Source organism: Pseudomonas sp. HLS-6 TE3448, from assembly GCF_053629555.1.
In genome coordinates this window covers 2,029,075-2,054,117 of the sequence record NZ_JBRJIO010000001.1, presented here as the reverse complement: position 1 = coordinate 2,054,117, position 25,043 = coordinate 2,029,075, and the positions used below count along the sequence as shown (strand labels likewise).

The window sequence follows — 25,043 nt, the reverse complement described above, 5'->3', positions numbered from 1 at the left end:
TCGATCAGCGAACAGAAAAAACGCCAACCCGGCTCTCGCCAATTGACCAAATTAACCAGTTAGTACAATTTGCTCGAGACAGCGTTTCCTCACTCAAGAACAACAACGGAGCCCACCGATGAGTCGTACCGTCCTGGTCCTCAATGGTCCCAACCTCAACCTGTTAGGCACCCGAGAGCCGGCTACCTATGGCCGCGAAACCCTGGCTGATGTGTCCGCCCTGTGCAGCCGCAGTGCCGCCCAACTGGGGCTGGAAGTCGATTTTCGCCAAACCAACCATGAAGGCGAACTACTCGACTGGATTCACCAGGCCCGTGGTCGATATGCGGCCATCGTGATCAATCCGGCAGCCTGGACCCACACGTCAGTCGCCATCCGCGACGCCTTGGTAGCCGTGGAGCTTCCGGTTATCGAAGTACACATTTCCAACGTGCATGCCCGTGAGTCGTTCCGCCATCACAGCTATGTCTCGTCCATTGCCGTTGCCGTGCTCTGCGGTTTCGGCATCAACGGCTACCGCTTGGCCCTGGAACATCTCGCTAAATGGCTGTCGACTCAGGAGCAATCGGCATGAACCATAAACCCAGCGTTCTCGCCGGCCTGATCGGCGCCGGCATCCAGGCTTCACGCACCCCTGCACTGCATGAGCATGAAGGGGCGGCACAAGGTCTTAACTACCTCTATCGCCTGATCGACCTTGACGTCTTGAAGCTCGACAGCAGTGCCCTGGAAGAACTGCTGACAGCCGCCGAGCACATGGGCTTCACCGGGCTGAACATCACCTTCCCGTGCAAACAGGCCATCTTGCCGCTGCTCGATGAGCTGTCGCCAGAGGCACGGGGCATTGGCGCGGTCAACACCGTGCTGCTCAAGGACGGCAAACGCATCGGCCACAACACCGACTGCCTGGGCTTTGCCGAAGGGTTTCGCCGTGGCCTCACAGGTGTACAACGTCGGCAGGTGGTGCAGATGGGTGCTGGCGGCGCTGGCGCCGCAGTGGCTCATGCCTTGCTGGGCGAAGGCGTTGCGCAACTGGTCATCTTCGATGTCGAGTCCGCTCGAGCCCAGGCGCTGGTGGATAACCTCAACCAGCATTTCCCCGGAGCTCCCGCTCGTGTTGGGCATGACCTGGAAGCGGCAATGGCAGAGGCCGACGGCCTGGTCAACACCACGCCGATGGGCATGGCCAAACTACCCGGCATGCCGGTGCCCAAAGCGCTGCTGCGCAGCAACCTGTGGGTAGCTGAAATCGTGTATTTCCCACTGGAGACCGAGTTGCTTCGCGAAGCTCGGGCGCTGGGTTGCCAGACACTGAATGGCGGAACGATGGCCGTGTTTCAGGCAGTCAAGGCGTTTGAGCTGTTCAGCGGCGTACCGGCCGATGCCCAGCGGATGATCGAGCACTTCAGCAGTTTTCAGAACTGATCCGTTTAGCCGCTGCCAAGCGGCAGCGGCACTTGGCTCATGCCTGCAGGTAGCGCAGCACCGACTCGCAAATCATTTCGCGGTGGCGCGCCTTCACTGCGCTGTCCTCGAAATCGACCTGGAAGATCTCACCGAACGTATGTCGGTTCGAGACCCGATAGAAACAGAACGAACTGATCAGCAAATGCACGTCGAGGGCTTCCAGGCCTTGGCGGAAAAGCCCTTCAGCAGCACCGCGGCGCAGAATCTCATCCAGCGCCATCAGCACCGTCTTGTTCATCGAGCTGATGGCCGATGAGCGTTTGACGTAGTCACCGTGGTGCATGTTTTCGTTACAGACGATTCGCACAAAGTCGACATTGCGGTCGTGGTGATCGAAGGTGAACTCGACCAACCGACGAATGCCCTGACGCGGCTCCAGCTCCGCCAGGTGCAAACTGCTTTCCGTGCTGCGAATGTCGCCGTAGAGCTTCTCCAGCACTTCGATGTACAACTGCTCCTTGCTGCTGAAGTAGTAGTAGATCATGCGCTTCGAGGTATGCGTGCGCTCGGCAATCGCATCGACCCTGGCCCCTGCGAGCCCCTGCTGGACAAACTCGCAGATTGCCGCCTGAAGAATGCTCTCCCGCGTCTTTTCAGGGTTGTTCTTGCGGCTTCTGCGCACCGCCTCGGTAGGGGCGGCGCAAAGTGCTGGGGTTGTCGTCATACGGGACTCATGGCCATCTGTGAACATCGTGATTATGAGGCCCGCATGCCTGAGAAGGAAGTCGAAGCCTGTTCCCCTAAAGTTTAACTTGTGCCTGGCTGCCGCTGCGTGCCTTGGCCATCGCCGCCAAACGCACCGCTACGTTGGCCGCACCGTAGCCACTGTATCCGTTGCGTCGTTGCAGCACTTCGAAGAAGAAACGCTCTTCAAATGGCTGGGTGTACACGTGAAACAGCTCGCCGCCCTGGGCATCACGGTCGTACAGCACGTTGTAATAGGCCAGTTCGCTGAGGAACTCGTCATCGAAGTCAAAGCGTGCGGCCAGATCGTCATAATAGTTGAGCGGGATGTCGAGCAGGGCAACACCGGCTTCCTTGGCCTGCTTCACTGCGGCAAAGATGTCATCACAATCGAACGCAATGTGATGCACGCCCGAACCACGGTAATGCGACAGGGCATGGGAGATCGCGGTATTACGGTTCTCCGAGATGTTCAAGGGCAAGCGGATCGAACTGCAACGGCTGCGCAGCGCACGGCTCTTGACCAGGCCGTAAGGGTCGGGCAGCACGACCTCGTCATCGGCACTGAAGTCCAGCAGGCTCTTGTAAAACAGCGCCCAACTGTCCAGGCCATCGGCCGGCAACGCCAGCGCCATGTGATCGATACGGGTCAGGCCCAGGGACGTGGCAGGTTGCTGCACCAGGCTGAAATCAGTGTCGTAGATAGTCCGCCCTTCGGCATCCTGGTCGACCAGATAGATCAGGCTGCCATCGGGCGCACGCACCGCCGCCAACTCGCGCTCGTTGGGGCCTACCAGGCCGCGGTAAGGCTGCCCGTGATACGCCACCGCCCGTGCCAGCGCTTGCGTGCTGTCTTTTACTCGAATGGCCGTAGCGCAAAGCGAAGGCCCATGGCTCTCGAAAAAGTTGTGGGCAAAGGAGTAAGGCTCGGCATTGAGGATCAGGTTGATATCGCCCTGACGCAGCAGGCTGACATTCTTCGAACGGTGTTCACCGGCCTTGGTAAACCCGAGGCGCTCCAGCCAATGCGAGAGTTTGGCGCCCAGTGCGTCATCCACCGCGAACTCAAGAAACTCGATGCCGTCGTAGGCACTGGCCGCTGGCGGCGTGAACAGCAGGTTGTCATCCGGCAACGGGCCAGACTGCTCAAGCAACAGCCGCGTCTTCTCTTCCAGGTACAACAGCGAACGCAAGCCATCGGCCGCATTGGCCCGTGGCGGCGCAGCCCGGAAGCCATCGTTGAAGATCTCCAGCGACAGCGGACCGCGATACCCTGTCGAAAGAATCGGAGCAAGAAACCCCGGCAAATCAAATTCACCTTGCCCAGGGAAGCAGCGGAAATGACGGCTCCACTCCAGCACATCCATGGCCAGGATTGGCGCGTCGGCCATCTGCACGAAGAAAATCTTCTCGCCCGGCACCTGCGCAATACCCCGTGGGTCGCCCTTGAGCGACAGGGTATGGAAACTGTCGAGAATCATCCCCAGGCTGGCATGATCGGCCTCCCTGACGATATCCCAGACTTGCTCCCAGGTATTGACGTGGCGGCCCCAGGCCAGCGCCTCATAGCCGATACGCAGGCCACGAGCCCCCGCACGTTCGGCCAGCAGCCGCAGGTCATCGACCAGTATCTGCCGCTCGCCCAACGAGTCACTGGCAACGTTACTGCAGACCAGCACCAGGTCGGTGCCCAGTTCCTGCATCAGGTCGAACTTGCGCTCGGCCCTGTCCAGGTTGCGCGCCAGGCGATCGCGGCGGCACCCTTCAAAGTCCCGAAACGGCTGGAACAGCGTGATCGCGAGCCCCAAATCAGCGCATCGCTGACGAATCTCGCGAGGGCTGCCGGCGTAATAGAGCAGGTCATTTTCGAATATTTCGACGCCATCGAAACCGGCGGCGGCAATCGCTTCAAGTTTTTCCGGCAGGGTACCGCTCAAGGATACGGTGGCAATCGAACGCTGCATTTTCTGGCTCCGATAGGCAGGCATGGCGCAATGAACGAATTATTGGCAACCCACTTTAGCAGCTCAACACAAAAGGTACGAACTAGTTAGTTTTGTGTTCGATTATCGAACAAATTAGCATTCGACGAATTGACCCATTTTCGGGCAGTAGCGCACCATTTCGTCACGGGGCAGTCGTGCTCAAAAAGCCAAAAGCTTCTCGACCACTGCCAATCAATCGACCGCCGCGTACTTCGGCGACCGCCGCGCGTCACCCAATACCCTGGCTTGACCATAAACATAAAAAATACGGGTAACCCACAATGATCCACACACAAAGCTCCCGTTCGGCCCAGCCTCTGGGCAACACCCCGCATGCTGGTATCGGCGACAAGATTCGTGGCGCCATGGCCGTGGGCAAGACCCGCTGGTACATGCTCGCCCTCGTGTTCTTCGCCACCACACTGAACTACATCGACCGCGCCGCCCTCGGTGTCATGCAGCCCATCCTGGCCAAGGAAATGAGCTGGACAGCGATGGACTACGCCAACATCAACTTCTGGTTCCAGGTGGGCTACGCCATCGGTTTCGTCCTGCAAGGACGGCTGATTGACCGGGTCGGCGTCAAGCGAGTGTTCTTCTGCGCCGTACTCCTCTGGAGTATCGCGACAGGCGCACATGGCCTGGCGACCTCTGCTGTCGGCTTCATGGTCTGCCGGTTCATCCTCGGCCTGACCGAGGCGGCCAACTACCCGGCCTGCGTCAAGACCACACGCCTGTGGTTCCCGGCTGGCGAACGCGCCGTTGCTACCGGCATCTTCAATGCCGGCACCAACGTGGGTGCAATGCTCACGCCAATGCTGCTGCCACTGATCCTGAGCGTCTGGGGCTGGCAGGCTGCGTTTATCGCGATGGCCATGCTCGGGCTCGTCTGGGTGACGTTCTGGGCCCTGAAATACTTCAACCCGGAAAACCACCCGACAGTCAGCCAGGCCGAACTGGCCTACATCCAGAATGCTACCGAGCCTGAACAAGCCCGCGTGCCGTTCTCTCGTATCCTGCGCATGCGTGGCACCTGGGCCTTTGCCCTGGCCTACTCACTGACCGCGCCAGTGTTCTGGTTCTATCTGTACTGGCTGCCACCATTTCTCAATCAGCAGTACAGCCTGGGCATCAACGTGACCCAAATGGGTATCCCGTTGATCGTGATTTACCTGAGTGCCGACTTCGGCAGTGTCGGTGGCGGCATCCTGTCTTCGTTCCTGATTGGTCGCGGCATGGCCCCCATCAAGGCGCGGTTGCTCTCGATGCTGCTGTTCGCCGGCACCATCGTCAGCGTGATCTTCGCCGCGGGCGCCAGCAGCCTGTGGGTCGCGGTACTGGCCATCTCCCTGGCCATCGCCGCACACCAGGCCTGGACGGCCAACATCTGGAGCCTGGTGATGGACTACACACCGAAGCACATGATGAGCACGGTGTTCGGCTTCGGCGGCATGTGTGCAGCCATCGGCGGCATGTTCATGACGCAGTTGGTGGGCTACGTTCTGACCGTCACCCAAAACAACTACACCGTACTGTTCACCATGATCCCCGCCATGTACTTCTGCGCCCTGCTGTGGATGTACTTCATGGCTCCACGCAAGATCCCTACCGTCACTGACTAAGGGCATCTAGGGTTTGCGCTGCAACCACGCAGCGCACAGCCCGCTCAGGCATATCAGTGCAATCCCCACCAGCCCGGCCTTGTCCGGGCTGTGTCCGAACAGAACAAACCCCAATACGCCCGCAAACACCACCTGGCAGTAGCTGAACGGAGCCAGCATGGCCGGTGCTGCATGCCTGAACGCCTGGGTCAGGAACAGGTGCGCAATCATTCCGAACGCTCCAAGCACCACGGCCAGCGCAGCATGCTCCCAGGTTGGCGTGTGCCAGAAGAAAGGCACCAACGCACTCATCACCAACGTGTTCACGACACCGGTAAAGAAGTTACTGGCGCTAGGGCTGTCGACTTCACTGAGCTTGCGCGTCAGCAATTGATAGAAGCAAAAACCCAGCGCCGAACAGAACGGTAACAACACCGCAGGCGTAAACAGATTGCCTCCCGGATGAACGATCACCAACACCCCGACAAAGCTGACCAGAACGGCCAGCCATTGCCCTCGGGAAACCTGCTCTCCCAGCAACGGCACAGACAGCGCCGTCACCAGCAAAGGAGCCAGGAAGTTCACCGCAGTCGCTTCGGCCAGCGGGATGAACTGCAGTGCCGTGGTGAACAGCAGGCTGGTCGCCAGCAGACATAGTGCACGTAACGCCTGCAGCGCCGGTCGACGCGTACGCAACAGGCGCAGCCCCGACTGCGGCAGGAAAATGGCCATCATCAACAGGGTATGAACCAGGTAGCGAGCCCACACGACCCATAGAATCGGGTAAAACCCTGAGAGGTACTTCGACAAAGCATCGTGACTGGCGAACAGAAACGTCGCCACCACAATCAAAACAATGCCTTTCAACGGCCGAGTGGCATCACCTAATGCAGCGGGACGGGTCATCAACAATGCTCGCAGGTCAACGGAGGCTCAACACCTGAAGGGTCTTTTCCAGTGCCAGCGTTGCACGCTCTAGAGCACTGACGCCCTGCTCAAGCAACTGCCGTGTAGGAATTTCCAGGCTCAGCGGCAGGTCACTGGGCAAGCAACGCAACAACCCTTGCAGATCGCAATCGCCATCTCCCGGAAAGCGCCGCTCGTTACGCGCCTGACGCAGGATTTCAGCCATATCGTCAGGGCGCGGCCCCGCCACATCACACAACTGGGCATAGCGCATGCGTGAACGCGGCAGTTGTCGCAGCGCTTCCAGTGACGACCCCGAGCGGTCGAAGTGGAAGGCGTCAATCAGCACGCAACCATTGTCGCGCCCAGCGTTCTCGACAATGCGCCGCGCCTGGGTAAGGTTCTTCGCATCAGTCCACGGCATGAACTCCAGATGGGGGTGCAGGCCATAGCGAGCGGCAAGGTCACACAGGGCCGCGAAGTTATCGGTCTGGCGCTGCTCATCGGGATCGTTACCGGCCACCAGCAGCTCCGTGGCGCCAAACTCGGCGCCGACGCTCAGCAAGGCTTCAAAATCCCCGACACGGGTATCGGGTTTGAGCCGCAGGATTTCCACATCCAGCACCTTGATACCGGTGTCACGCAGGCGTGCAGCGGTCTGACGACGCAGCTCGGCGTCACGTACCAAGGGGAAATGGTGCTCTTCTGGCGTGGCGGGCTCCAGGCGCAAGCCAACATGGCTGTAACCGGCCCGGGCGGCCACTTCAACCATCTGCACCGGGGACAACTCCAGCACCGTCAAGGCCGCCAGCGACATAACACGTTGATTCATGATGACTCCTTCAAGGCTTAAAGACAGGCAGGGGCGCAGGCGCGACCAGTACGCGCGGCCTCGCGGATGGCTTCGATCAGGGCCAGCGTGCGCCCTGCATCAGCCGCACTGACCAGCGGCTGAACCTGGCCACGAGCGACCTGGATAAAGTGCAGCAGCTGCAGGCGCAGGGCCTCATCGGCAGTGAACGGCTCCTGCACCTGCAGCAGTGGTTGATGCCAACCCTCCCCGGCTTCGGCGTAGTACCAGCGCTTGAGCTGAGGAATGCTCAGGGCCCCAGCGGTACCTGCCAACAGGTAGCAGGGCTGATCGGCCTGACGCGGGTAGACCGGGTTCTCGCCACTGTCGAGCTCCCAGCTCCAGGGCGCGGCCACGGCATCAGAGCCGGTCAGGCTGCCCAGCGCGCCGTTATCGAACTGGAGCAACACCGCCGCGCAGTCCTCATTGCCAAAGCCGCGTACCGCGTTGCTGGTGATCGCCTGCACCTGGCGAACTTCGCCACACAAGTAACGCAACAGGTCGAGGTCGTGGATCAAGTTGGTCAGCAACATCCCCGCGCCAGCCTCGCGCCGCCACGGGATATCGAAGTAGCTGTCTGGCTTGCGCAACTGCCAGAGCGCGGTGACGGTGGTCAAACGCCCTAAAACGCCACGCGATATCACTTCATGGGCGCGGGCAATCAAGGGATTGTGTCGACGGTGGTGCCCAACCAGAACCGGCAACCCGGTAGCCTTCGAGGCCGCGACCAGTTCGCGCACTTCCCCTAGCTGCACACCCACCGGTTTCTCCAGTAACACAGGCACCCCTGCCGCCAGGCAGTCGAGTGCCGTACTCACATGCAGCGCGTTCGGGTTGGCGACGATGACGGCCTCAGGCCGGGCGAGAGCGAGCATCTGCCGGTAATCGGCGTAGTACGCCACACCGCACTCGGCAGCAAACTCAGCCGCACTTTCATTCGGGTCGGCCACCGCGCACAGCTGTGCCTGGTCGAGTGTTCGTAAATGCTGATAGTGCTGGCGGCCCATGACCCCTGCCCCGATCAAGGCAATTCGCAATGGCTGATTCAAGCCCGAGCTCCTCGTGGTGAGTTGTTGTTATTCGCATTTTATTTAGAACTCAGTTCCACTTTTCTTGCAAGCAAAAAAAATGGCAGCCCTGAGGGCTGCCATTCGCTATGGCGCGGCAGAAACGCTAGAGGAACAACTCCGAAGCAGGGCAGGCTGCCGACAACTCTGCCGTCGCAGCCAGCAATGCAGGGGCCAGTTCATGCATACGCGCCTCACTCATACGGGCACTGGGCCCGGCGACGCTGAGCACCCCGACCACATGCCCGTCCAGCGGGTGACGCACCACTGCCGCCAGTGCCGAGGTGCCTACCGCAGAGCTCTCAACGACCCAGGCATAACCATGCTCACGGGCAATGCGCAGACGCTCGAGCAAATCGGCATTGGAAGCCGGGGCATTGGGGCCAAAGTCCTCCCGCTGGGCAATCCCTTGGCGCTCCACCAGCAGCAAGGCCTGCGCATCACTCAGGCTGGCCAGCCAGGCATGCCCGGAAGCGGTGTAAAACAATGGCGCATCCCGGCCCATATCGGGGTCATAACGCAACCCCGAGCGAGCCCCCTGAGCTTTGGCGATCCAGGTTTGGCGCTCGCCGTCGATCACTCCAAGACGCACCAGCTCACCCGTTTGCTGGGCCAATTGATCAAGGACGGGTTGAACCACATCGGCGCCAGCGCTGGAGAGGTAACGAAAGCCCAAAGCGACCAGCTTGGTACTCAGCAGATAACGACTGTTTTCCGGGTTTTGCCGCACATACCCGAGGCGTATCAGCTCGGCCAACATGCGATGGGTAGCACTCTTGGGGATGTCCAGTTGCTCAGCCAGCGTTTGCATTGGCAGGCCGCGCGGGGCGCTGGTGAGGCTTTCGAGAAGGCTTAACGCACGTTCAATCTGACTACCGGCCATGGTCACGGTCCCTAAAAATTTTGCCGATTCTAAAGAGCGTCGGCGAAAGCGCAAACCACTGTTCGATCTTCGCCCATTTTGCCCGCTTTGCACTTGGCGATATCGGACAGCAACCATAGAATATGGAATTGAGTTCCAAAAACAAAACTATTCGACCCTGAACGTGAGATCTCAAATGCCTGCCGACACCTCTTTGCACACCACGGTGGACTGCGATGTCCTGGTCATCGGTTCCGGCGCTGCCGGTTTATCCACCGCCGTGACAGCCGCCTGGCACGGTAAAAAGGTCATCGTGGTCGAGAAAGACCCGGTGTTCGGCGGCGCCACTGCCTGGTCCGGTGGCTGGATGTGGGTACCTTGCAATCCACTGGCACAACGCGCCGGTATCATTGAAGACCGTTCACTGCCCCGTACCTACCTTGAGCACGAACTGGGCGAGCGCTTCGATCCCGTAATGATCGATGCGTTTCTGGAGGCCGCGCCTCACATGGTCTCGTTCTTCGAACGCCATACTGCCCTGCAGTTTTCCGATGGCAACGCTATCGCCGATATTCATGGCGACACACCCGGCGCCGGAACGGGCGGACGTTCGGTTATCGCCGCCCCCTACAATGCTCGCGAAGTCGGCAAGTTGCTCAAACGCCTGCGCAAGACCATGCGCGAAACCTCGTTCATGGGCATGCCGATCATGGCCGGCAAAGACCTCGCGGCCTTCCTGACCCTGACCCGCTCCTGGCGCTCGCTGCTCCACGTGACCAAGCGCTTCAGCCGGCACCTGCTCGACCTGGCGCTCAACGGTCGGGCCATGCACCTGGTCAATGGTGTTGCACTGGTGGCCAGGCTGGCCAAGTCTGCCGAAGACCTCGGCGTACTGCTCTGGGAGTCGGCCCCGGCCAGCGAACTGATTCACGAAAACAACCGGGTGGCTGGCGCCGTCGTGCAAACACGCAACGGCCCCGTTAAGATCCGCGCGCGTCATGCGGTAGTGCTGGCGGCAGGCGGCTTCCCCAACGATATCGAACGTCGCAAGGCGTTGTTCCCGCGTACGCCCACCGGCAACGAACACCTGGCCTTGCCGCCACTGAGCGCCAACGGCGACGGCCTGCGCCTGGGCGAAAGCGTCGGCGGCCGGGTGGCTGACGACCTGCTCAGCCCGGTCGCCTGGGCACCGGTCTCCAGGGTGCCATACAAGGACGGCACGTTCGGTCACTTCCCGCACATCATCGAACGTGGCAAGCCAGGCATTATCGGTGTACTGGCGAACGGCAAGCGCTTCGTCAACGAAGCCGGCGGTTACTATGACTATGTCAGTGCCATGGTCGCTGCGGCGCCGGGTGAAGAGGTGGCCTCCTGGCTGATCTGCAGCCATGCCTTCCAGCGCCGTTATGGCCTGGGGATTTCCCGCCCGTTCCCACTGCCGGTCGAACCCTTCGTACGCTCCGGCTACCTGAAGAAAGGCGACACCCTTGAAGCGCTGGCCCAGGCTTGCGGTATCGACCCCCAGGGTTTGAGTACGACCGTCGAGCAATACAACCGCCATGCGCGCAACGGCGAAGACCCGTTGTTCGGCCGTGGCTCTACACCCTACAACCGTAAACAAGGGGATGCCTTGCATGGCCCCAATCCTTGCGTCGCGCCGATCGAGAAAGGCCCCTTCTATGCAGTTAAAGTTGAACCGGGCTGCTTCGGCACCTTCGCTGGCCTCAAGACCAACGAGCACGCCCAGGTGCTTGATGAGCAACGCCAGCCCATTGCCGGGTTGTATGCGGTAGGTACCGACATGGCCAGCATCATGGGCGGCCACTACCCGGCAGGCGGCATCAACCTGGGACCGGCCGCGACCTTTGGTTACATCGCTGGACGCCACATTGCCGGCGCAACAGCCTACGAGTAACTCCACTACAAACAGCAGCCCATAAAGAAGCCCGCCAATTGGCGGGCTTCTTTATGGCGCTACAGGCTTAGAAGTCGAAGAACACCGTTTCGCCTTCACCCTGAATACGAATGTCGAAGCGGTAGGCCAGTTTACCGTCCACTTCACAACGCTTGGCAACCAGGGTCTCGCGACGCTGCGGCTGCTCGATCAGGTTGAGTACCGGGCACTTGGCGTTGGCCTCGGCTTCATCATCGAAGCACAAGCGGGTCTGCAAGTGGATATTGATACCACGGGCAAACAGGCTCACGTTGATGTGCGGTGCCATTGGCACACCGGCGGCATTCAGCGCGACACCCGGCTTGATGGTGTGCAGGTTCCACTCGCCCGCATCAAAGGTCGTGGCAGTACGACCGAAGCTGTTGAATGGCTTTTCCAGGTTGAAATCTGGCTGATAGTGACCCTCGTGGTCAGCCTGCCAGAACTCCAGGAACGAGTCGCGCACCAGATGGCCATTGCCATCGTATACATGGCCAAACACCAGGATCTGTTGGCCCGGGGCATCGGCACGCGCCATACGGTTCCAGATTTCCTGAGGGCGAGTCGGGTTACCGGCGGCCTCCAGTGCCAGGCCGATATGAACGTAAGGACCGGCGGTCTGCGAAGGGGTTTCCGGCAGCAGTTGAGTAGGCATGGCGGGGCTCCTTAGCAGTTTTCAAAGTGCGTCTTGCGCTGGCCGCGCAGCACGATGTCGAAACGATAGGCCAGGCAATCCATCGGGTTCGCGTTGGTCATGTCCAGGCGTGCGATCAGGCTCTGTACCGCTTCAGGATTGGCGATCGACTTGACGATCGGGCACATCGGAATCAGCGGATCACCTTCAAAGTACAGCTGGGTAATCAACCGGGTAGCGATCGACGGGCCGCTGATAGAGAAGTGAATGTGCGCCGGACGCCAGTCGTTCGGCCCGTTACGCCATGGGTAAGGACCGGGCTTGATCGTGCGGAAACTGTAGTAGCCATCACGGTCGGTCAAGGCTCGACCAACACCGCCGAAGTTAGGGTCCAGAGGCGCCAGGTAACGGTCGTTCTTGTGCCGGTAACGGCCACCGGCGTTGGCCTGCCACATCTCCACCAGGGTATGCGGGATCGGCTTGCCGTACTGGTCACACACTCGACCGGAAACGATGATGCGCTCACCAACCGGCAGGCCGCCGTTGTTGAAATTCAGCAACAGGTCATGGTCATGCTGACCAAACTGCAGGTGAGAGAAGTCTGGACCGGTGCTTTCGCTGATCGACTGAGGAATGCTCACCAGTGCCTGACGCGGCGACCGGGCAACAGAGGTCTTGTAGTCGGGGGTCAGGGCTTTCGGGTGCCAATTGCGATCACGGATAGCGAAGCGACTGTCGTCTGTGGCGGACATGCCGTTCTCCTTGTTATTGGATGTGGAAAAGCCCGGGAGGAGCAGGCGAGCACCCAGTGTCGGCCAAGACGGCTTCGACGGGAACTGAAAAGAACCATGGGAAACATAACCAATTGGTTATGTATAGCGCAGCGCGCTCACGTCGCCTAACCCAAGAGTTTTCATAGGCTATGGCGAAAAGGTATACGCACGGCTCCACCGGCCAAGCGCTGGCAGGCTTGATTCAGGAGACGTTGAAGAAGCCCTGAACGCCGCAGAAACATTCACTAAACACTTTGTTGATCAATTTCGTAGGAATTGCTGAAAAAGCGTTTCAGCTACCCGAACTGCCGCCGATAAAGCCAGCGTATGGATCGCCTGGCACCAAGAAAAACAACCTTCCAGCGATCGGGATCAAGACCGTAAAACGTTCCTGGAGGGATGGTATGAACAGCTGGTTTGCCAATATCAGCGTCAATGTGAAACTCGGCCTGGGCTTCGGCCTGGTGCTGTTACTGACCGGCCTTCTGGCGCTGACAGGCTGGACCAGCCTTGGTGGCCTGATCGACCGTAGCAACTGGATGAGCGACATCACTCAGCTCAACAGCGACCTGACGAACATGCGCATTGCGCGCCTGCAATACATGTTGACCAACGGCGATGACACCAGCGCCGCCAATGTTCAAGCCAAACTCGACACGTTCAGCGCGCAACAGCAGAAACTGCTGAATAGCTTCAAGAGCCCCGAGAACATCAAACTGCTGCAGCAGCAGGCCAAGACCATCAGCGCGTATCAGGTATCACTGAACAAGATGCGCAACGGTTATAGAACCACCCTGGCCGCCCGCGATGCGATGGGTATAGCCGCCGCCAGCGCCATCGAGTTGATCGAGTCGATCAACCGCGATGTCCTGGCCTTGCCAGAGGGCGACCCTCGTCGTCTTGAGCAATTCCAGGCCATTACGCGGGTCAAGGAACAACTGATGATGGTGCGCCTGGAAGTGCGCAGCTACATTGCCGACCTCAGTACTTCGACCGAGCAGGCGGCTCTGCGACAACTGGATGCCGCCCTGACTGAAGTCCGCCAACTGAACGATCACCTGCCACGCGAAACCACCCGCGCGAAGCAGTTCGAAAGCGCCATCCTCGCCTACCGTGACGCCGTACTCACCTTCAAGAGCGCCATTGCCGAGATCGCCGTAGCTCGCCAGGAAATGACCGTACAAGGCGCCGATATCGTCAAATACAGCGATCAGCTCTATAAGATCCAACTGGATCGTCGTGATGACGAAAGCGCCCAGGCGCGTGCACTGCAACTCATCAGCACCCTGCTGGCACTGCTGTTCGGCGTACTGGCCGCGGTTATCATTACCCGCCAGATTACCCGCCCGCTGCAAGACACCCTCAAGGTGGTCGAGAAAATCGCTGCAGGCGACCTGACCCATGAGCTACGCGTGACCCGCCGAGACGAGTTGGGCGTTTTACAGCAAGGCATACAGCGCATGGGCAGCACCCTGCGTGACTTGATCACAGGCATCCGTGACGGCGTCACCCAGATCGCCAGCGCAGCGGAAGAACTCTCGGCGGTCACCGAGGAAACCAATGCCGGAGTCAACAGCCAGAAGGTCGAAACCGATCAGGTGGCAACCGCCATGCATGAAATGGCGACGACAGTGCAGGAGGTGGCGCGCAACGCCGAGCTGGCCTCAGAAGCGGCAACCGATGCTGACGGTCAGGCCCGTGCGGGTGATGAGGTCGTCGCCCAGGCCATTGCCCAAATCGAACGCCTGGCCGAAGAAGTGAAGCGCTCGACCGACGCCATGGGGCACCTGCAACAGGAAAGCCAGAAGATCGGCAGCGTCATGGACGTGATCAAGTCGGTCGCCGAGCAGACCAACCTGCTCGCCCTGAATGCCGCCATCGAAGCGGCCCGCGCAGGCGAAGCCGGTCGTGGTTTTGCCGTGGTCGCGGACGAGGTTCGCGGCCTGGCCCAGCGCACGCAGAAATCCACCGAAGAGATCGAAGAACTGGTAGCAGGCCTGCAAAGCGGTACCCAACAGGTCGCCAACGTCATGCTGAACAGCCGTAACCTGACCGACAGCAGCGTTGAACTGACGCGTAAAGCCGGTGCATCACTGGAGAACATCACCCGCGTGGTGTCGAACATCCAGTCGATGAATCAGCAGATCGCCGCAGCCGCCGAGCAGCAGAGTGCCGTAGCCGAGGAAATCAGCCGCAGCATCCTCAATGTACGCGATGTCTCGGAGCAGACTTCCGCAGCCAGTGAAGAAACCGCGGCGTCCAGCGTCGAGCTGGCACGGCTGGGTAACCAGTTGCAGATGATGGTCAGCCACTTCCGCGTCTGACCTGAAACATCGCTGGCACTGCCGACACCAGCAGGCGTCTACAGTGCCAGCGATAAGGCCGGTTACTTCACCACGTGGCCCACACCCCGGCCACGTGGATCGGAGGCGGTTTCCAGCGCCGTGCCATTGACCCGGATCGCCTGGATATCCCCCATCTCCCAACCCTGATCTTCCAGGGTGTACCCCATCTTCTTCAGATCATCAGCCACCTTGCCATTCAACGGCGCATAAGCGTCGTAATAGATAGTGTCCTTAGGCAGCAACTGATGATGCACACGCTGCGCAGCAACGGCCTTCTCCAGCGGCAGGTTGTAGTCATAGAGGTTGTTCAACACCTGGAAGATCGAGGTGAAAATCCGCGAACCACCCGGCGTGCCCAGAACCAGGGTGACCTGGCCGTCGCGGGTTACCAGCGTTGGGCTCATTGACGAAAGCATGCGCTTACCTGGCTCGATGGCGTTGGCGTCGCCGCCGACCACACCGAAGGCGTTGGCTACGCCAGGCTTGGAACTGAAGTCATCCATCTCGTCATTGAGCAGGAAGCCAGCGCCCTTGACGACAACGCCACTGCCATAGTCCCAGTTCAAGGTGTAGGTGTTGCTGACGGCGTTACCCTGCTTGTCGACGATGGAGAAGTGCGTGGTCTGATGCGGTTCCAGGCCCGGGCGAACTTTCTCCGTCTCAGAGATGGCCGTCGGATTGACCTCCTTGGCACGCTTGAGCAGGTAGTCCTTGGCAATCAATTGCTCAACTGGCACCTTGCTGAACGCAGGGTCGCCGAGGTAGTCGGCACGGTCGGCAAATACCCGCTTCTCGATTTCGGCCAGCAGGTGGATATAACGAGCCGAGTTCAACTCAACGCCCTTGAAGTCGGCAGCGCGGTTTTCCTTGATGCCCAGCAGTTGCGCCAGCGCGATACCACCAGAGCTTGGCAACGGCGCGGTGTAGACCGTGTTGCCGCGCCAGTCGATGCGCATCGGCTCACGCCAGACAGCCTTGTAATCCTTCAGGTCATCTTTGCTGATCAAGCCCTTGTCGGCCTGCATCTGAGCCACCAGCAGGTCGGCGGTCTTGCCCTGATAGAACTCACTGACGCCATTGCTGGCAATACGCTCCAGGGTTTGCGCCAACTCGGGTTGCTTGAAGGTTTCGCCGACCTTCATGCTGCCGAAATAGTCATTGAAGTTGGTGCTGTCCTTGAACAGACCCAGGGCGTCCTCACGGTACTGGTACTGTTTGGAGGCCACTTTAAAGCCATTCCTGGCGTAACCGACTGCTGGGGTCAGCAGCTCGGCCCAAGGCAGCTTGCCGAATTTCTGATGCGCCTCCCATAACCCCATCACCGTACCCGGGACACCAGCGGCACGTGCACCGACCAGACTGAGGTTCTCGATGACCTCGCCTTTATCGTCCAGGTACATGGTGCGGTTCGCCGCTTTCGGGGCGATCTCGCGGTAGTCGAGGAAATAGGGCTTGCCGTCCATGTACAGGGTCATGAAACCACCGCCGCCGATATTGCCAGCCTCGGGGTAAGTCACCGCCAGCGTGAATGCAGTCGCCACGGCAGCATCCACCGCGTTACCGCCTTTTTTCAGGACTTCGGCGGCTACCTGTGCACCATATTGATCGGGCGCGGCGACCGCGCCACCGTCCAGGGTCACGGCGTAGGCCGAAGAACTGGCGATAATCGCGGCACTGAGGGTCAGGAGTCGGAACATCACAACGCGCATGAAAGCTTCCTTAGTGTTGTTTTCGTTGAACACCCATTAAGGCTGATGTCGAACGACATATCAAACACCGAAGCGAAAACAGCCGCGTTTAGACAGCCTCTGTCGCCGCCAGAAATCTCAACAGGCGTAGACCGCCAGCTTTTGCTGAATGAAATCGAGAAAGCACTGAATGCGCAGGGCCAGTTGCGTATTGCGGTAGTACACCGCATGGATCGGCTGGCGATAGCCGCTGTTGGCATCGGCAAGGATCAGCTGCAGGCGTCCGGCACGCACGTCCTCGTGGCTCATGAAGTGCGACAGACACGCGATGCCTGCCCCGGCCAAGGCCAATTGGCGCAAGGTTTCGCCGCTGGATGCCGACAGGCTCGGACGAATGGGTAGACGATCGCCTTCAGCATGGCGCAAAGGCCAGTGGTTGAGCGTCTCGGTCTGGCTGAAGCCCAACAGCGAGTGCCCGGCCAGGTCTTCAACCTGCCGTGGCGTGCCATGCCGCGCCAGGTACTCGGGGCTGGCCAGGATCTGCAGCGGGCTGCAGCCCAGCGAACGGGCATGCAGGCTGGAGTCGGACAGTTCGCCAATGCGGATCGCCACATCGGTACCCTGCTCCAGCAAGTCAATGATCAGGTCGTCCGTGTTCAACTCCAGTTGGATGTCCGGATAGTGCTCACGGAACTCCTCCACCCAAGGGACGATAGCGTGCAGCATGAACGGCGCCGCCGCGTTGATCCGCAGCCGCCCGGACGGCGTCTGACGGTGTAACGACAAACGCTCTTCAAGCTCATCCATCTGCGCAAGAATCGCCTTGGCCCGCTCGAAGAAAAACCGGCCCTCCTCGGTCAGGTCCATGCGCCGGGTGGTGCGATTGATCAGCGTGGTACACAGCTTGGCTTCAAGGCGTGACAAGGTTCGACTGACCGCCGATGGGGTCTGCCCGACCTGCTCGGCCGCAGCGGAAATCGAGCCGCACTCGATCACCGAGACGAACACCTGTAACTCATCGGACCTGGCTTTCACGCGAACACCTTGTGCAGCGACCAAACGCTGATTGATAGCGGCTTGCAAAGGCTTGTGCAAGCACCCATCAAGCCGGGATCTGGAATACCCGGGCCAGATGTTGCTCATACGCAGTGACGGCAGCAGCGACGTTCGGGCGCTTCATCACATCCACCGCCAGATAAGTCGGAAGCCCCGTCATGCCGAGGAACTGATTAGCCTTGTGAAACGGGAAGTACACGGCGTCCACACCCTTGCCTTCAAAGAAGTCGTCAGGGTCATCGAACGCCTGCTGCGGCGCATTCCAGGTGGCCGAAATCATGTAGTGCTTGCCGTGAACAAGGCCGCCACTGCCGTACTTCTGCGACGCGTCGGAACGGGTTCGACCGTCGCTGGCATAGAGGCTGCCGTGACCGGCGGTGAAGACCTCATCAAGGTACTGCTTGACGGTCCAGGGCGCGCCCATCCACCAGCCGGGCATTTGATAGATGATCACGTCCGCCCAGAGAAACTTCTGCACCTCTTCAGCATTGTCATAACCACCGTCGATGTAGGTGGATTTGACGTCAAAGCCGGCACGATCCAGAAACGCCAGCGCTGCCTCATGCAGGGTTTCATTCAAGCGGCCATCGGAGTGGGCGAATTTCTTGCCGCCATTGAGCAACAGGACTTTTTTCATCGGGGCCTCATCGGGTGCCCGGTCGACGCCATTGGGATGGCGAACCGGATGGAATTGAATGCCGGGCAGGTTAACGACGAACAAAGCCCGGAAAAACCACCTCGACGGCAAAACGCTTTTGACTGGAGCGCACGAATTGAACGCGAATTATTGCAGTCGCGTATCTATTGCAGGGCTCATGACTTGTGCGCTTCTGGACAGCTTGATGTCGAGTCCAGACAACCGGGGGGCTGAGCCGCCCGCTAGGCTGCGGGTTCACTTCCTCAGCCTGCCTGGAGCCCTCATGTCGAAATCGATCGTCGTTCTGCGCGACACCCACCCGTTACCGGTACTCGATGCCTGCAAATGGGAGAAACTCGCCGGAGACCCGCACACCGTCAACCTCAACGCCTATACCAGCGAGGATGGCAGCAAGATCATGGGTACCTGGATCTGCACGCCTGGCAAATGGCGGGTCAATTACGAGAAGTGGGAATACTGCCACTTTCAGGAAGGCTACTGCGTGATCACGCCTGATGGCCAAGAGCCGATCCACCTGCGGGCGGGAGACATCTTCATCGTCGAACCGGGAATGCGCGGCACCTGGGAAGTGGTGGAGACCGTACGCAAGTACTTCGTCTTTGCGTAAGCAAAGCCGACAGGCCAGCTCCTGCACAGGAGCCGGCCTGCCCGTGATCAACGCAGCTTGCTATTCAGGCTTGCGGTAACCTTCGACGATCGCGGAGAAGTCCTTGCCGCCATCACCGCGCAAACTCATCGCTTGATACAACTGCTGCGCCACCGCGCCGAGAATCACCGGCTGGTGAGCCTGGCGTGCCGCCTCAGTCGCCAACCCCAGGTCCTTGAGCATCAGCTCGGCGCCAAAACCGCCGGTATAGCCGCGCGAAGCCGGTGCCGTCTCGATGATGCCCGGCCACGGATTATAGGTATCCGAGCTCCAGCAACGCCCAGTGGAGCTATTGATAATCCCCGCCAGAACCTTGGTATCGATACCCAGGGCATTGCCCAGCGCCATGGCTTCGGACACCCCCACCATCGAGATACCCAGCAGCAGGTTGTTACAGATCTTGGCGATCTGCCCGGTGCCGACATCGCCACAATGAACGATGTTGCGGCCCATCTGCGCCAGTACCGGCTGCAAGGTGGCAAACAGTTCAGCGCTCGCGCCCACCATGAAGGTCAGTGTGCCCGCCTGGGCGCCGCCCGTGCCACCGGAAACCGGCGCATCGGCCAGCGCGACACCCTGCTTGGCGGCGGCGGCCGCAACATCACGAGCCGTCTGCGGGTCGATGGTGCTGCAATCCACTACCGGGGTACCGGCACGCACACCCGCCAGCACGCCGTCTTCACTCAGGTACACTCTGCGCACATGGGCGGCGGCTGGCAGCATGGTAATCACCAGCTCGCTGCCTTCTGCCGCTTCCCGTGGCGAGGCACTGACCTGGCCACCCAACTCGGCAAGCTCGGCCAGGATGGTCTTGTTCAGGTCAAACAGATTCAGTTGATGCCCGGCCTTGATCAGGTTGCGCGCCATCGGCGCGCCCATGTTGCCCAAGCCGATAAATGCAATACGCATGACGATCTCCTTAGCGCAGGCTGATGGTGGTGTTCACACCGTCGTTGACGCTGTCGTCATCGAACCAACGGGCCGTGACGGTCTTGGTCTGAGTGTAGAACTGCACCACTTGCTTGCCGTAAGGGCCCAGGTCACCGAGCTTGGAACCGCGCGAACCGGTGAAGCTGAAGAACGGAACCGGGACCGGGATTGGGATGTTGATACCAACCTGACCAACATCGATTTCACTCTGGAACTTGCGTGCCGCTGCGCCGCTTTGGGTAAACAGGCCAGTGCCGTTGCCAAAGGGGTTGCGGTTGACCAGGGCGATGGCCTCATCAAGGGTATCGACCTCCAGCACCACCAGCACCGGGCCGAAGATTTCCTGGGTGTAGATCTGCATGTCGGTGGTCACGCCGGAGAACAGGGTCGGGCCAATGAAGTTGCCTTCCTCGTAGCCAGGAACCTTGACGTCGCGGCCGTCCAGTTCCAGCTTCGCGCCCTCACGGATACCGCTCTCGATCAAGCCCAGTACGCGCTCCTTGGCACGCTTGGAAATCAGCGGGCCGACATCAGTGCCCGGCTCACTGCCGGCATTGACCTTGAGCTTGGACGCCAGTTCTTTGAGTTCCGGTAGCCATTCACGCGCCTTGCCCACCAGCACCGCAACCGAGGTGGCCATGCAGCGCTGACCGGCCGCACCAAAACCGGCACCCACCAGTGCATTGAGGGTTTGCGTACGGTTGGCATCCGGCAGCACGACGGCATGGTTCTTCGCGCCCATCATCGACTGCACGCGTTTGCCGTGTTGGCCCGCCAGGTTGTAGACGTGGGTACCGACCTCGGTCGAACCGACGAACGAAATGGCCTTGATGTCCTGATGAGTACACAGGGCATCAACCACCTGCTTGCCGCCATGCACAACGTTCAGTACGCCAGCCGGCACACCGGCTTCGATGGCCAGCTCCACCAGCATCATGGTCGACAGTGGGTCCTGCTCGGACGGCTTGAGGACAAAGGTATTACCGCACACGATGGCCATCGGGAACATCCACAGCGGGATCATCGCCGGGAAGTTGAACGGGGTAATGCCGGCACAGACGCCGATCGGCTGGCGCAGGGTGTAGGTATCAACACCACCGGCAACGTTCTCGGCAAACTCGCCCATCTGCAGGGTGCCGATGGAGCATGCGTGCTCGACCACTTCCAGGCCGCGGAAGATATCGCCTTCAGCATCAGCAATGGTCTTGCCCTGCTCAGCACTGAGGGTCAGCGCGATGCGCTTGGAATGCTCGCGAATCAGTGCCTGCAGCTTGAGCATGATGCGCATCCGCGCACCAATCGGCGTATCACGCCAGGTCTTGAACGCACGTTGAGCCGCCGCAATGGCCGCATCGACTTCATCGGCAGTAGCAAAGGGTACCCGCGCCAGCACCTGCTGGGTCGCAGGGTTTACCACGTCACGCCATTCTGTAGTTTTCGACTCGACCCACTGGCCGTCGATCAGCAGGCGAACCTGGTCGACCTTGGTCTGGTTGGGCGTAAGGGATGCGTTCATGGGGCTTCTCCTGAATTTGTTGTTAGGGAGAGATCGCCTTCGGCGCGTCAAGCGCGACGGGCACTTGGTCAAGGGGCTGATTTGGAGTATAGATGTGCAAACTTCTAATAAGAACGCACATAAAATCCGGTCCAACATGCAAAAAAACATCACCTCCCTCGGTTCATTGAACTGGGATGACCTGAAGTTCTTCCTTGAAGTGGCGCGTACCCGCAAGGCCAGCAGCGCAGCCAAGCGGCTGGGCGTGGACTACACCACCGTGTCGCGGCGAATCGCCTCATTGGAGGTGGCGCTGGGCACATTACTGTTCGAGAAATCACGTACCAGTGGTTTCGTGCTCACGGCAGAAGGCCAGCGCCTGCTCAGCTATGCCGAGTCCATTGAAAGTACCCTGCACATGGCCTGCGAGCAGGTCTCAGGCTCCGGCGTTGCCCTCTCCGGGCATGTGCGCATGGGCTGCACCGAAGGCTTCGGCAGCTTTTTCGTGACCCCGCAGTTGAGCCACTTCCTCGACCACTACCCGGCCATTTCAGTGGACATCCTGCCGCTGCCACACTTCATCAGCCTGTCCAAACGCGAGGCCGATATTGTCATTGCCCTGGAACGCCCGGAACACGGACCGTATGTGTGCTGCAAACTGTGCGATTACCGACTGCGCCTGTATGCCACCCAGGAATACCTGGACAACCATGCACCGATTCAACGGGTCAGTGATCTGGCCGATCATTCGTTTATCAGCTACGTCGATGACCTAGCCTTCAGTTCCGAGCTGCTGTACCTGGCCAACCTGTTGCCCGCAGCCAGCGCCAACCTGCGCAGCACCAGCGTGATCGCTCAGTATGTGGCCGCTCAACAGGGCCGCGGGCTGGCCATCTTGCCGTGTTTCCTGGCCGCACAGGATCCGCGCCTGGTGCCGATCCTGCCGCAGGAAATAGAGATTACCCGGCAGTTCTGGATGTACTGCCGCGAGGATCTGCGCAAGTTGAAGCGGATTACCCTGTTGTGGGATTACATCCGCGAAGTGACCGAGCTGAACACCGCGCTGTTGATGGGCGAGTCGCGCTCGACGGTGTTTATTGACTAGTTCGTTGATTAATCGGAAGCAACGACAATAGCGACCCGACGATTTTCCGTGCGGCCGGCGGCAGTGTCATTGCTGGCAACCGGCTCACGGCTACCCAGCCCGCGGGTCTCAACGTTTTCCGGGCGCATGCCGACGGCTATCAGCACGCTTGCTGCACTGGCCGCACGGCGTAGCGACAACTGCTCGTTGTAACGGGCCTTGCCCGACGAGTCGGTATGACCGTCCACGCGTACCCGCTGAATATCGACCGAGAGCAGCGACTTGCCGATACGCTCGACGATTTTCCGGCTCTGCGCATTCAAGCTGTCCAGGTCACTGCCAAAAAGGACTTTGCCAGGCAAACCGAACATCCAGCCTTCATCGGTCAAAACGAACCCCTCCTGCTTCAGGAGCGCAATTTGTTCAGCACTCAGGCCTTTGGGGGGCACGCTCTGGCAACCCACAAGGGTAACCAAAGCAAGCGTCAGAGCGACAAAATGAAAGCGCAGACGGTTGATAGAACGGCTCACGGTTTAACTCCTGTTTTTTGTGCTAGCCGCAGAGTGCTCCGACTCTGCGTTGTGCCGCCCACCTCGACCGAGGTGCTTGGCGTGATACATGGCGGCATCCGCAGCGCTAAGCAGTTCAGTCGGCGTATCACCATCATCGGGATACACCGCCAGGCCAACACTCAGGGATGAAACCACTACCTGCCCGTCAGGCAGATGAATCGGGGTGCGCATGCTGGCGATGATCTTGTCGGCAATACGCTCGGCATCTTCGGTTCGCTGAATAGGCGCCAGTAGCACCGCAAACTCATCACCGCCCAGGCGCGCGACCAGATCATGCTCACGCAACTGTGCCCGCACCCGATTGGCCACGGTGATCAGCACTTCATCGCCAGCAGCGTGACCGTAGGTGTCATTGATGGTCTTGAAATGATCACTGTCGATAAACAGCACAGCCACAGATTCCTGGCTATGCGACGCGCTACGCAGGGTTCGGCTCAGACGCCCCTCGAAAAACGCCCGGTTCGGCAACCCGGTGAGGCTGTCGTGGCTGGCCTTGTGCGCCAAGGTTGCGTTTTCGCTTTGCAGATGGTGCTGCCAGGTTTCCAGCTCATCAAGCAACGCATTGAAGTCATGGCCCAACTCGTTGAGTTCGGCAATCTGTGCAGGCGGGACGCGCCGGTCAAAGCGACGCTCACAACGTGCCGCATGTGCCACATTGGCAAGGTTGCGCAAAGGGCCGACGATATCGCCGAACAAACGACGCGACAGGGATAACGCACCGAAGGCACTGAGTACGGTACACAGCATGATGCCGATCAGGCCACTGAGCAGAAAGCGCATCAGGCTATCACCCTGACCGACCAGCTCGATTCGACCGACCTGTTGCCCTTGGTGCACCACTGGCAGGTTGATGGGATCTTCCAGCAACGTGCTCGCCAGGTACCGCTTCAACGGCGCCAGCATGCCATCGTCGTGGCGTTGCCAGCGCGCCAGCAGATCCCCGTTATCGTCGAATACCTTCGCGTCGGCGACTTCTTCAGTCGCAGCAATCAGCGCCAGCGCCTCATTGGCCGCACTGCTGTCATTGAACACGACCGAGGCTTCTACGGTGTAGTTGATCGACCGGGCGATCAGGTGCAAGTTGTGGTTGGCGTAGGCTCGCAGCGTCAGGACACCCATCAGGGTCAAAGAGATTCCCGCAAGCCCGACAGCCAGCAAGGCAACGCTCAAATGCCGTCGCCCAAGCACCGCACGCAGGGTCAAACGCCCCAGGCCATTGCGCAGGCGGGTCACGGCTGCACCGCCCGACGCCGCGACAGCTGCAGTACGCTGGGGTGAATACGCACGCCGCTGCGGGCAACCGAATCGAGGTTGACCTCAAAAGCCACATGGGTGTCATTGACCCGCAGACAGAACAGGCTACCCACCGTACAGGGATCGTCCGCTTCGCTGATGCTCAGGAGCGGATGACCAATGATCTCGCTGAGTAACTGGCTGCGCGCTTCAGCACTGAGCTTACCGATGTAGACCGCGTCACACTCATCGACAATCCGTGGAGCACCGGTCAGCAGTCGGCGCACCAACACCGGACGGCCAGTGGCCTGGGTGGTCCCTTTGACCAGATCATCGGCATATTCGGTGGGCCCAACCAGGCACAGACGCAGTTGAGCCGGTTCAACCGGCCAACGCGCATAACTGAGAATTCCAAGCACCACCTGCGTGACAGCCTTGGCACGAAGCTCCGCATGGGCCGCATTACTGTCAGCCTGAGCACAGGCCACGCTGGTACACAGGAAAAGAAAACTGCCCAGCAGTCCAAGCATCCAGCTCATCACACGTCCCGGGATCGGGGCGGCCACGTTCATGT

At 59.9% G+C, this 25,043-nt stretch carries 23 protein-coding genes; 7 read left to right on the top strand and 16 right to left on the bottom strand.

Annotated features, from left to right (window positions below; translation table 11 throughout):
- The first annotated feature begins 118 nt into the window (after positions 1-118).
- On the top strand, positions 119-574 hold the full coding sequence (aroQ, locus tag AB7M23_RS09450) for a type II 3-dehydroquinate dehydratase (protein ID WP_454240678.1): 456 nt from the start codon (positions 119-121) through the stop codon (positions 572-574).
- Complete coding sequence (locus AB7M23_RS09445) at positions 571-1,425, top strand: shikimate dehydrogenase (protein WP_454240677.1); 855 nt, start codon at positions 571-573, stop codon at positions 1,423-1,425. The genes aroQ and AB7M23_RS09445 overlap by 4 nt, the downstream gene beginning before the upstream one ends.
- A 37-nt stretch (positions 1,426-1,462) precedes the next feature.
- On the opposite strand, the gene AB7M23_RS09440 is transcribed toward AB7M23_RS09445, so the two are convergent.
- Both AB7M23_RS09440 and quiC read right to left on the bottom strand, forming a co-directional pair.
- Positions 1,463-2,131, bottom strand: coding sequence for a TetR/AcrR family transcriptional regulator (locus tag AB7M23_RS09440; protein ID WP_065759292.1), 669 nt, complete (start codon positions 2,129-2,131; stop codon positions 1,463-1,465).
- Between the two features lie 76 nt (positions 2,132-2,207).
- Positions 2,208-4,115, bottom strand: coding sequence for a 3-dehydroshikimate dehydratase QuiC (quiC, locus tag AB7M23_RS09435; RefSeq protein WP_454240676.1), 1,908 nt, complete (start codon positions 4,113-4,115; stop codon positions 2,208-2,210).
- A 302-nt stretch (positions 4,116-4,417) separates the two neighbouring features.
- On the opposite strand from quiC, the gene AB7M23_RS09430 reads away from it, so the two are divergent.
- Positions 4,418-5,758 carry an MFS transporter gene (locus AB7M23_RS09430; RefSeq protein WP_065759294.1) on the top strand — a complete coding sequence of 447 codons (1,341 nt, stop codon included), beginning with the start codon at positions 4,418-4,420 and terminating at the stop codon, positions 5,756-5,758.
- Positions 5,759-5,764: 6 nt separating this feature from the next.
- Here the strand turns inward: AB7M23_RS09430 and AB7M23_RS09425 are convergent, their stop codons facing one another.
- The 4 genes from AB7M23_RS09425 to AB7M23_RS09410 all read right to left on the bottom strand — a co-directional run bounded on the left by AB7M23_RS09425 (position 5,765) and on the right by AB7M23_RS09410 (position 9,443).
- A complete protein-coding gene (locus AB7M23_RS09425; RefSeq protein ID WP_454240675.1) occupies positions 5,765-6,643 on the bottom strand; it encodes a DMT family transporter in 879 nt (292 codons plus the stop codon).
- A gap of 16 nt (positions 6,644-6,659) precedes the next feature.
- Positions 6,660-7,475, bottom strand: a complete 816-nt coding sequence (locus AB7M23_RS09420; protein WP_330521896.1) for a sugar phosphate isomerase/epimerase family protein — start codon at positions 7,473-7,475, stop codon at positions 6,660-6,662.
- A 17-nt stretch (positions 7,476-7,492) separates the two neighbouring features.
- Positions 7,493-8,542 carry a Gfo/Idh/MocA family protein gene (locus tag AB7M23_RS09415; RefSeq protein ID WP_454240674.1) on the bottom strand — a complete coding sequence of 350 codons (1,050 nt, stop codon included), beginning with the start codon at positions 8,540-8,542 and terminating at the stop codon, positions 7,493-7,495.
- Between the two features lie 124 nt (positions 8,543-8,666).
- The gene (locus AB7M23_RS09410; RefSeq protein ID WP_065759298.1) at positions 8,667-9,443 is read right to left on the bottom strand and encodes an IclR family transcriptional regulator; all 777 of its coding nucleotides are present in this window, start codon (positions 9,441-9,443) and stop codon (positions 8,667-8,669) included.
- Positions 9,444-9,618: 175 nt separating this feature from the next.
- Here AB7M23_RS09410 and AB7M23_RS09405 point away from each other — a divergent pair, with 175 nt between their 5' ends.
- Positions 9,619-11,337 (top strand): FAD-dependent oxidoreductase, encoded by a 1,719-nt coding sequence (locus AB7M23_RS09405; protein ID WP_454240673.1) that lies wholly within the window; start codon positions 9,619-9,621, stop codon positions 11,335-11,337.
- Between the two features lie 67 nt (positions 11,338-11,404).
- Here the strand turns inward: AB7M23_RS09405 and pcaG are convergent, their stop codons facing one another.
- Together pcaG and pcaH are read right to left on the bottom strand one after the other, a co-directional pair.
- Entirely contained in the window at positions 11,405-12,010 is a 606-nt protein-coding gene (gene pcaG, locus AB7M23_RS09400) for a protocatechuate 3,4-dioxygenase subunit alpha (RefSeq protein WP_454240672.1), read from the bottom strand.
- An 11-nt stretch (positions 12,011-12,021) separates the two neighbouring features.
- Entirely contained in the window at positions 12,022-12,741 is a 720-nt protein-coding gene (pcaH, locus tag AB7M23_RS09395) for a protocatechuate 3,4-dioxygenase subunit beta (RefSeq protein WP_065759301.1), read from the bottom strand.
- Positions 12,742-13,166: 425 nt separating this feature from the next.
- On the opposite strand from pcaH, the gene AB7M23_RS09390 reads away from it, so the two are divergent.
- Positions 13,167-15,086 (top strand): methyl-accepting chemotaxis protein, encoded by a 1,920-nt coding sequence (locus tag AB7M23_RS09390; protein WP_454240671.1) that lies wholly within the window; start codon positions 13,167-13,169, stop codon positions 15,084-15,086.
- Between the two features lie 62 nt (positions 15,087-15,148).
- Here the strand turns inward: AB7M23_RS09390 and ggt are convergent, their stop codons facing one another.
- From ggt to AB7M23_RS09375, 3 genes are all read right to left on the bottom strand, one after another.
- Complete coding sequence (ggt, locus tag AB7M23_RS09385) at positions 15,149-16,816, bottom strand: gamma-glutamyltransferase (protein WP_454240670.1); 1,668 nt, start codon at positions 16,814-16,816, stop codon at positions 15,149-15,151.
- 117 nt (positions 16,817-16,933) lie between these two features.
- On the bottom strand, positions 16,934-17,830 hold the full coding sequence (locus tag AB7M23_RS09380; RefSeq protein ID WP_454240669.1) for a LysR substrate-binding domain-containing protein: 897 nt from the start codon (positions 17,828-17,830) through the stop codon (positions 16,934-16,936).
- A gap of 67 nt (positions 17,831-17,897) precedes the next feature.
- Complete coding sequence (locus tag AB7M23_RS09375; protein ID WP_099773473.1) at positions 17,898-18,488, bottom strand: NAD(P)H-dependent oxidoreductase; 591 nt, start codon at positions 18,486-18,488, stop codon at positions 17,898-17,900.
- A gap of 283 nt (positions 18,489-18,771) precedes the next feature.
- Between AB7M23_RS09375 and AB7M23_RS09370 the strand changes: the two genes are divergently transcribed.
- Positions 18,772-19,116, top strand: coding sequence for a cupin domain-containing protein (locus tag AB7M23_RS09370; RefSeq protein WP_065759305.1), 345 nt, complete (start codon positions 18,772-18,774; stop codon positions 19,114-19,116).
- A 60-nt stretch (positions 19,117-19,176) separates the two neighbouring features.
- Here the strand turns inward: AB7M23_RS09370 and mmsB are convergent, their stop codons facing one another.
- Positions 19,177-20,064 carry a 3-hydroxyisobutyrate dehydrogenase gene (gene mmsB, locus AB7M23_RS09365; RefSeq protein ID WP_454240668.1) on the bottom strand — a complete coding sequence of 296 codons (888 nt, stop codon included), beginning with the start codon at positions 20,062-20,064 and terminating at the stop codon, positions 19,177-19,179.
- A 10-nt stretch (positions 20,065-20,074) separates the two neighbouring features.
- Complete coding sequence (locus tag AB7M23_RS09360) at positions 20,075-21,601, bottom strand: CoA-acylating methylmalonate-semialdehyde dehydrogenase (protein ID WP_065759307.1); 1,527 nt, start codon at positions 21,599-21,601, stop codon at positions 20,075-20,077.
- 136 nt (positions 21,602-21,737) lie between these two features.
- On the opposite strand from AB7M23_RS09360, the gene AB7M23_RS09355 reads away from it, so the two are divergent.
- Positions 21,738-22,685 carry a LysR family transcriptional regulator gene (locus AB7M23_RS09355; RefSeq protein ID WP_099773472.1) on the top strand — a complete coding sequence of 316 codons (948 nt, stop codon included), beginning with the start codon at positions 21,738-21,740 and terminating at the stop codon, positions 22,683-22,685.
- Positions 22,686-22,693: 8 nt separating this feature from the next.
- Here AB7M23_RS09355 and AB7M23_RS09350 read toward each other — a convergent pair whose 3' ends face one another.
- Genes AB7M23_RS09350 through AB7M23_RS09340 form a run of 3 tightly spaced genes read right to left on the bottom strand, consistent with a single transcriptional unit; the run spans position 22,694 to position 25,041 of the window.
- A complete protein-coding gene (locus AB7M23_RS09350; RefSeq protein ID WP_099773471.1) occupies positions 22,694-23,194 on the bottom strand; it encodes an OmpA family protein in 501 nt (166 codons plus the stop codon).
- A gap of 3 nt (positions 23,195-23,197) precedes the next feature.
- Positions 23,198-24,460, bottom strand: coding sequence for a diguanylate cyclase domain-containing protein (locus AB7M23_RS09345; protein ID WP_454242161.1), 1,263 nt, complete (start codon positions 24,458-24,460; stop codon positions 23,198-23,200).
- Positions 24,461-24,465: 5 nt separating this feature from the next.
- On the bottom strand, positions 24,466-25,041 hold the full coding sequence (locus tag AB7M23_RS09340; RefSeq protein WP_454240667.1) for a YfiR family protein: 576 nt from the start codon (positions 25,039-25,041) through the stop codon (positions 24,466-24,468).
- Between the last annotated feature and the right edge of the window lie 2 nt (positions 25,042-25,043).

What these genes read in the sequence shown, in the direction of transcription:
- aroQ (WP_454240678.1), top strand. Translation starts at nt 119, where the DNA reads ATGAGTCGTACCGTCCTGGTCCTCAATGGTCCCAACCTCAACCTGTTA.
- AB7M23_RS09445 (WP_454240677.1), top strand. Translation starts at nt 571, where the DNA reads ATGAACCATAAACCCAGCGTTCTCGCCGGCCTGATCGGCGCCGGCATC.
- AB7M23_RS09440 (WP_065759292.1), bottom strand. Translation starts at nt 2,131, where the DNA reads ATGACGACAACCCCAGCACTTTGCGCCGCCCCTACCGAGGCGGTGCGC.
- quiC (WP_454240676.1), bottom strand. Translation starts at nt 4,115, where the DNA reads ATGCAGCGTTCGATTGCCACCGTATCCTTGAGCGGTACCCTGCCGGAA.
- AB7M23_RS09430 (WP_065759294.1), top strand. Translation starts at nt 4,418, where the DNA reads ATGATCCACACACAAAGCTCCCGTTCGGCCCAGCCTCTGGGCAACACC.
- AB7M23_RS09425 (WP_454240675.1), bottom strand. Translation starts at nt 6,643, where the DNA reads ATGACCCGTCCCGCTGCATTAGGTGATGCCACTCGGCCGTTGAAAGGC.
- AB7M23_RS09420 (WP_330521896.1), bottom strand. Translation starts at nt 7,475, where the DNA reads ATGAATCAACGTGTTATGTCGCTGGCGGCCTTGACGGTGCTGGAGTTG.
- AB7M23_RS09410 (WP_065759298.1), bottom strand. Translation starts at nt 9,443, where the DNA reads ATGGCCGGTAGTCAGATTGAACGTGCGTTAAGCCTTCTCGAAAGCCTC.
- AB7M23_RS09405 (WP_454240673.1), top strand. Translation starts at nt 9,619, where the DNA reads ATGCCTGCCGACACCTCTTTGCACACCACGGTGGACTGCGATGTCCTG.
- pcaG (WP_454240672.1), bottom strand. Translation starts at nt 12,010, where the DNA reads ATGCCTACTCAACTGCTGCCGGAAACCCCTTCGCAGACCGCCGGTCCT.
- pcaH (WP_065759301.1), bottom strand. Translation starts at nt 12,741, where the DNA reads ATGTCCGCCACAGACGACAGTCGCTTCGCTATCCGTGATCGCAATTGG.
- AB7M23_RS09390 (WP_454240671.1), top strand. Translation starts at nt 13,167, where the DNA reads ATGAACAGCTGGTTTGCCAATATCAGCGTCAATGTGAAACTCGGCCTG.
- ggt (WP_454240670.1), bottom strand. Translation starts at nt 16,816, where the DNA reads ATGCGCGTTGTGATGTTCCGACTCCTGACCCTCAGTGCCGCGATTATC.
- AB7M23_RS09375 (WP_099773473.1), bottom strand. Translation starts at nt 18,488, where the DNA reads ATGAAAAAAGTCCTGTTGCTCAATGGCGGCAAGAAATTCGCCCACTCC.
- AB7M23_RS09370 (WP_065759305.1), top strand. Translation starts at nt 18,772, where the DNA reads ATGTCGAAATCGATCGTCGTTCTGCGCGACACCCACCCGTTACCGGTA.
- mmsB (WP_454240668.1), bottom strand. Translation starts at nt 20,064, where the DNA reads ATGCGTATTGCATTTATCGGCTTGGGCAACATGGGCGCGCCGATGGCG.
- AB7M23_RS09360 (WP_065759307.1), bottom strand. Translation starts at nt 21,601, where the DNA reads ATGAACGCATCCCTTACGCCCAACCAGACCAAGGTCGACCAGGTTCGC.
- AB7M23_RS09355 (WP_099773472.1), top strand. Translation starts at nt 21,738, where the DNA reads ATGCAAAAAAACATCACCTCCCTCGGTTCATTGAACTGGGATGACCTG.
- AB7M23_RS09340 (WP_454240667.1), bottom strand. Translation starts at nt 25,041, where the DNA reads ATGAACGTGGCCGCCCCGATCCCGGGACGTGTGATGAGCTGGATGCTT.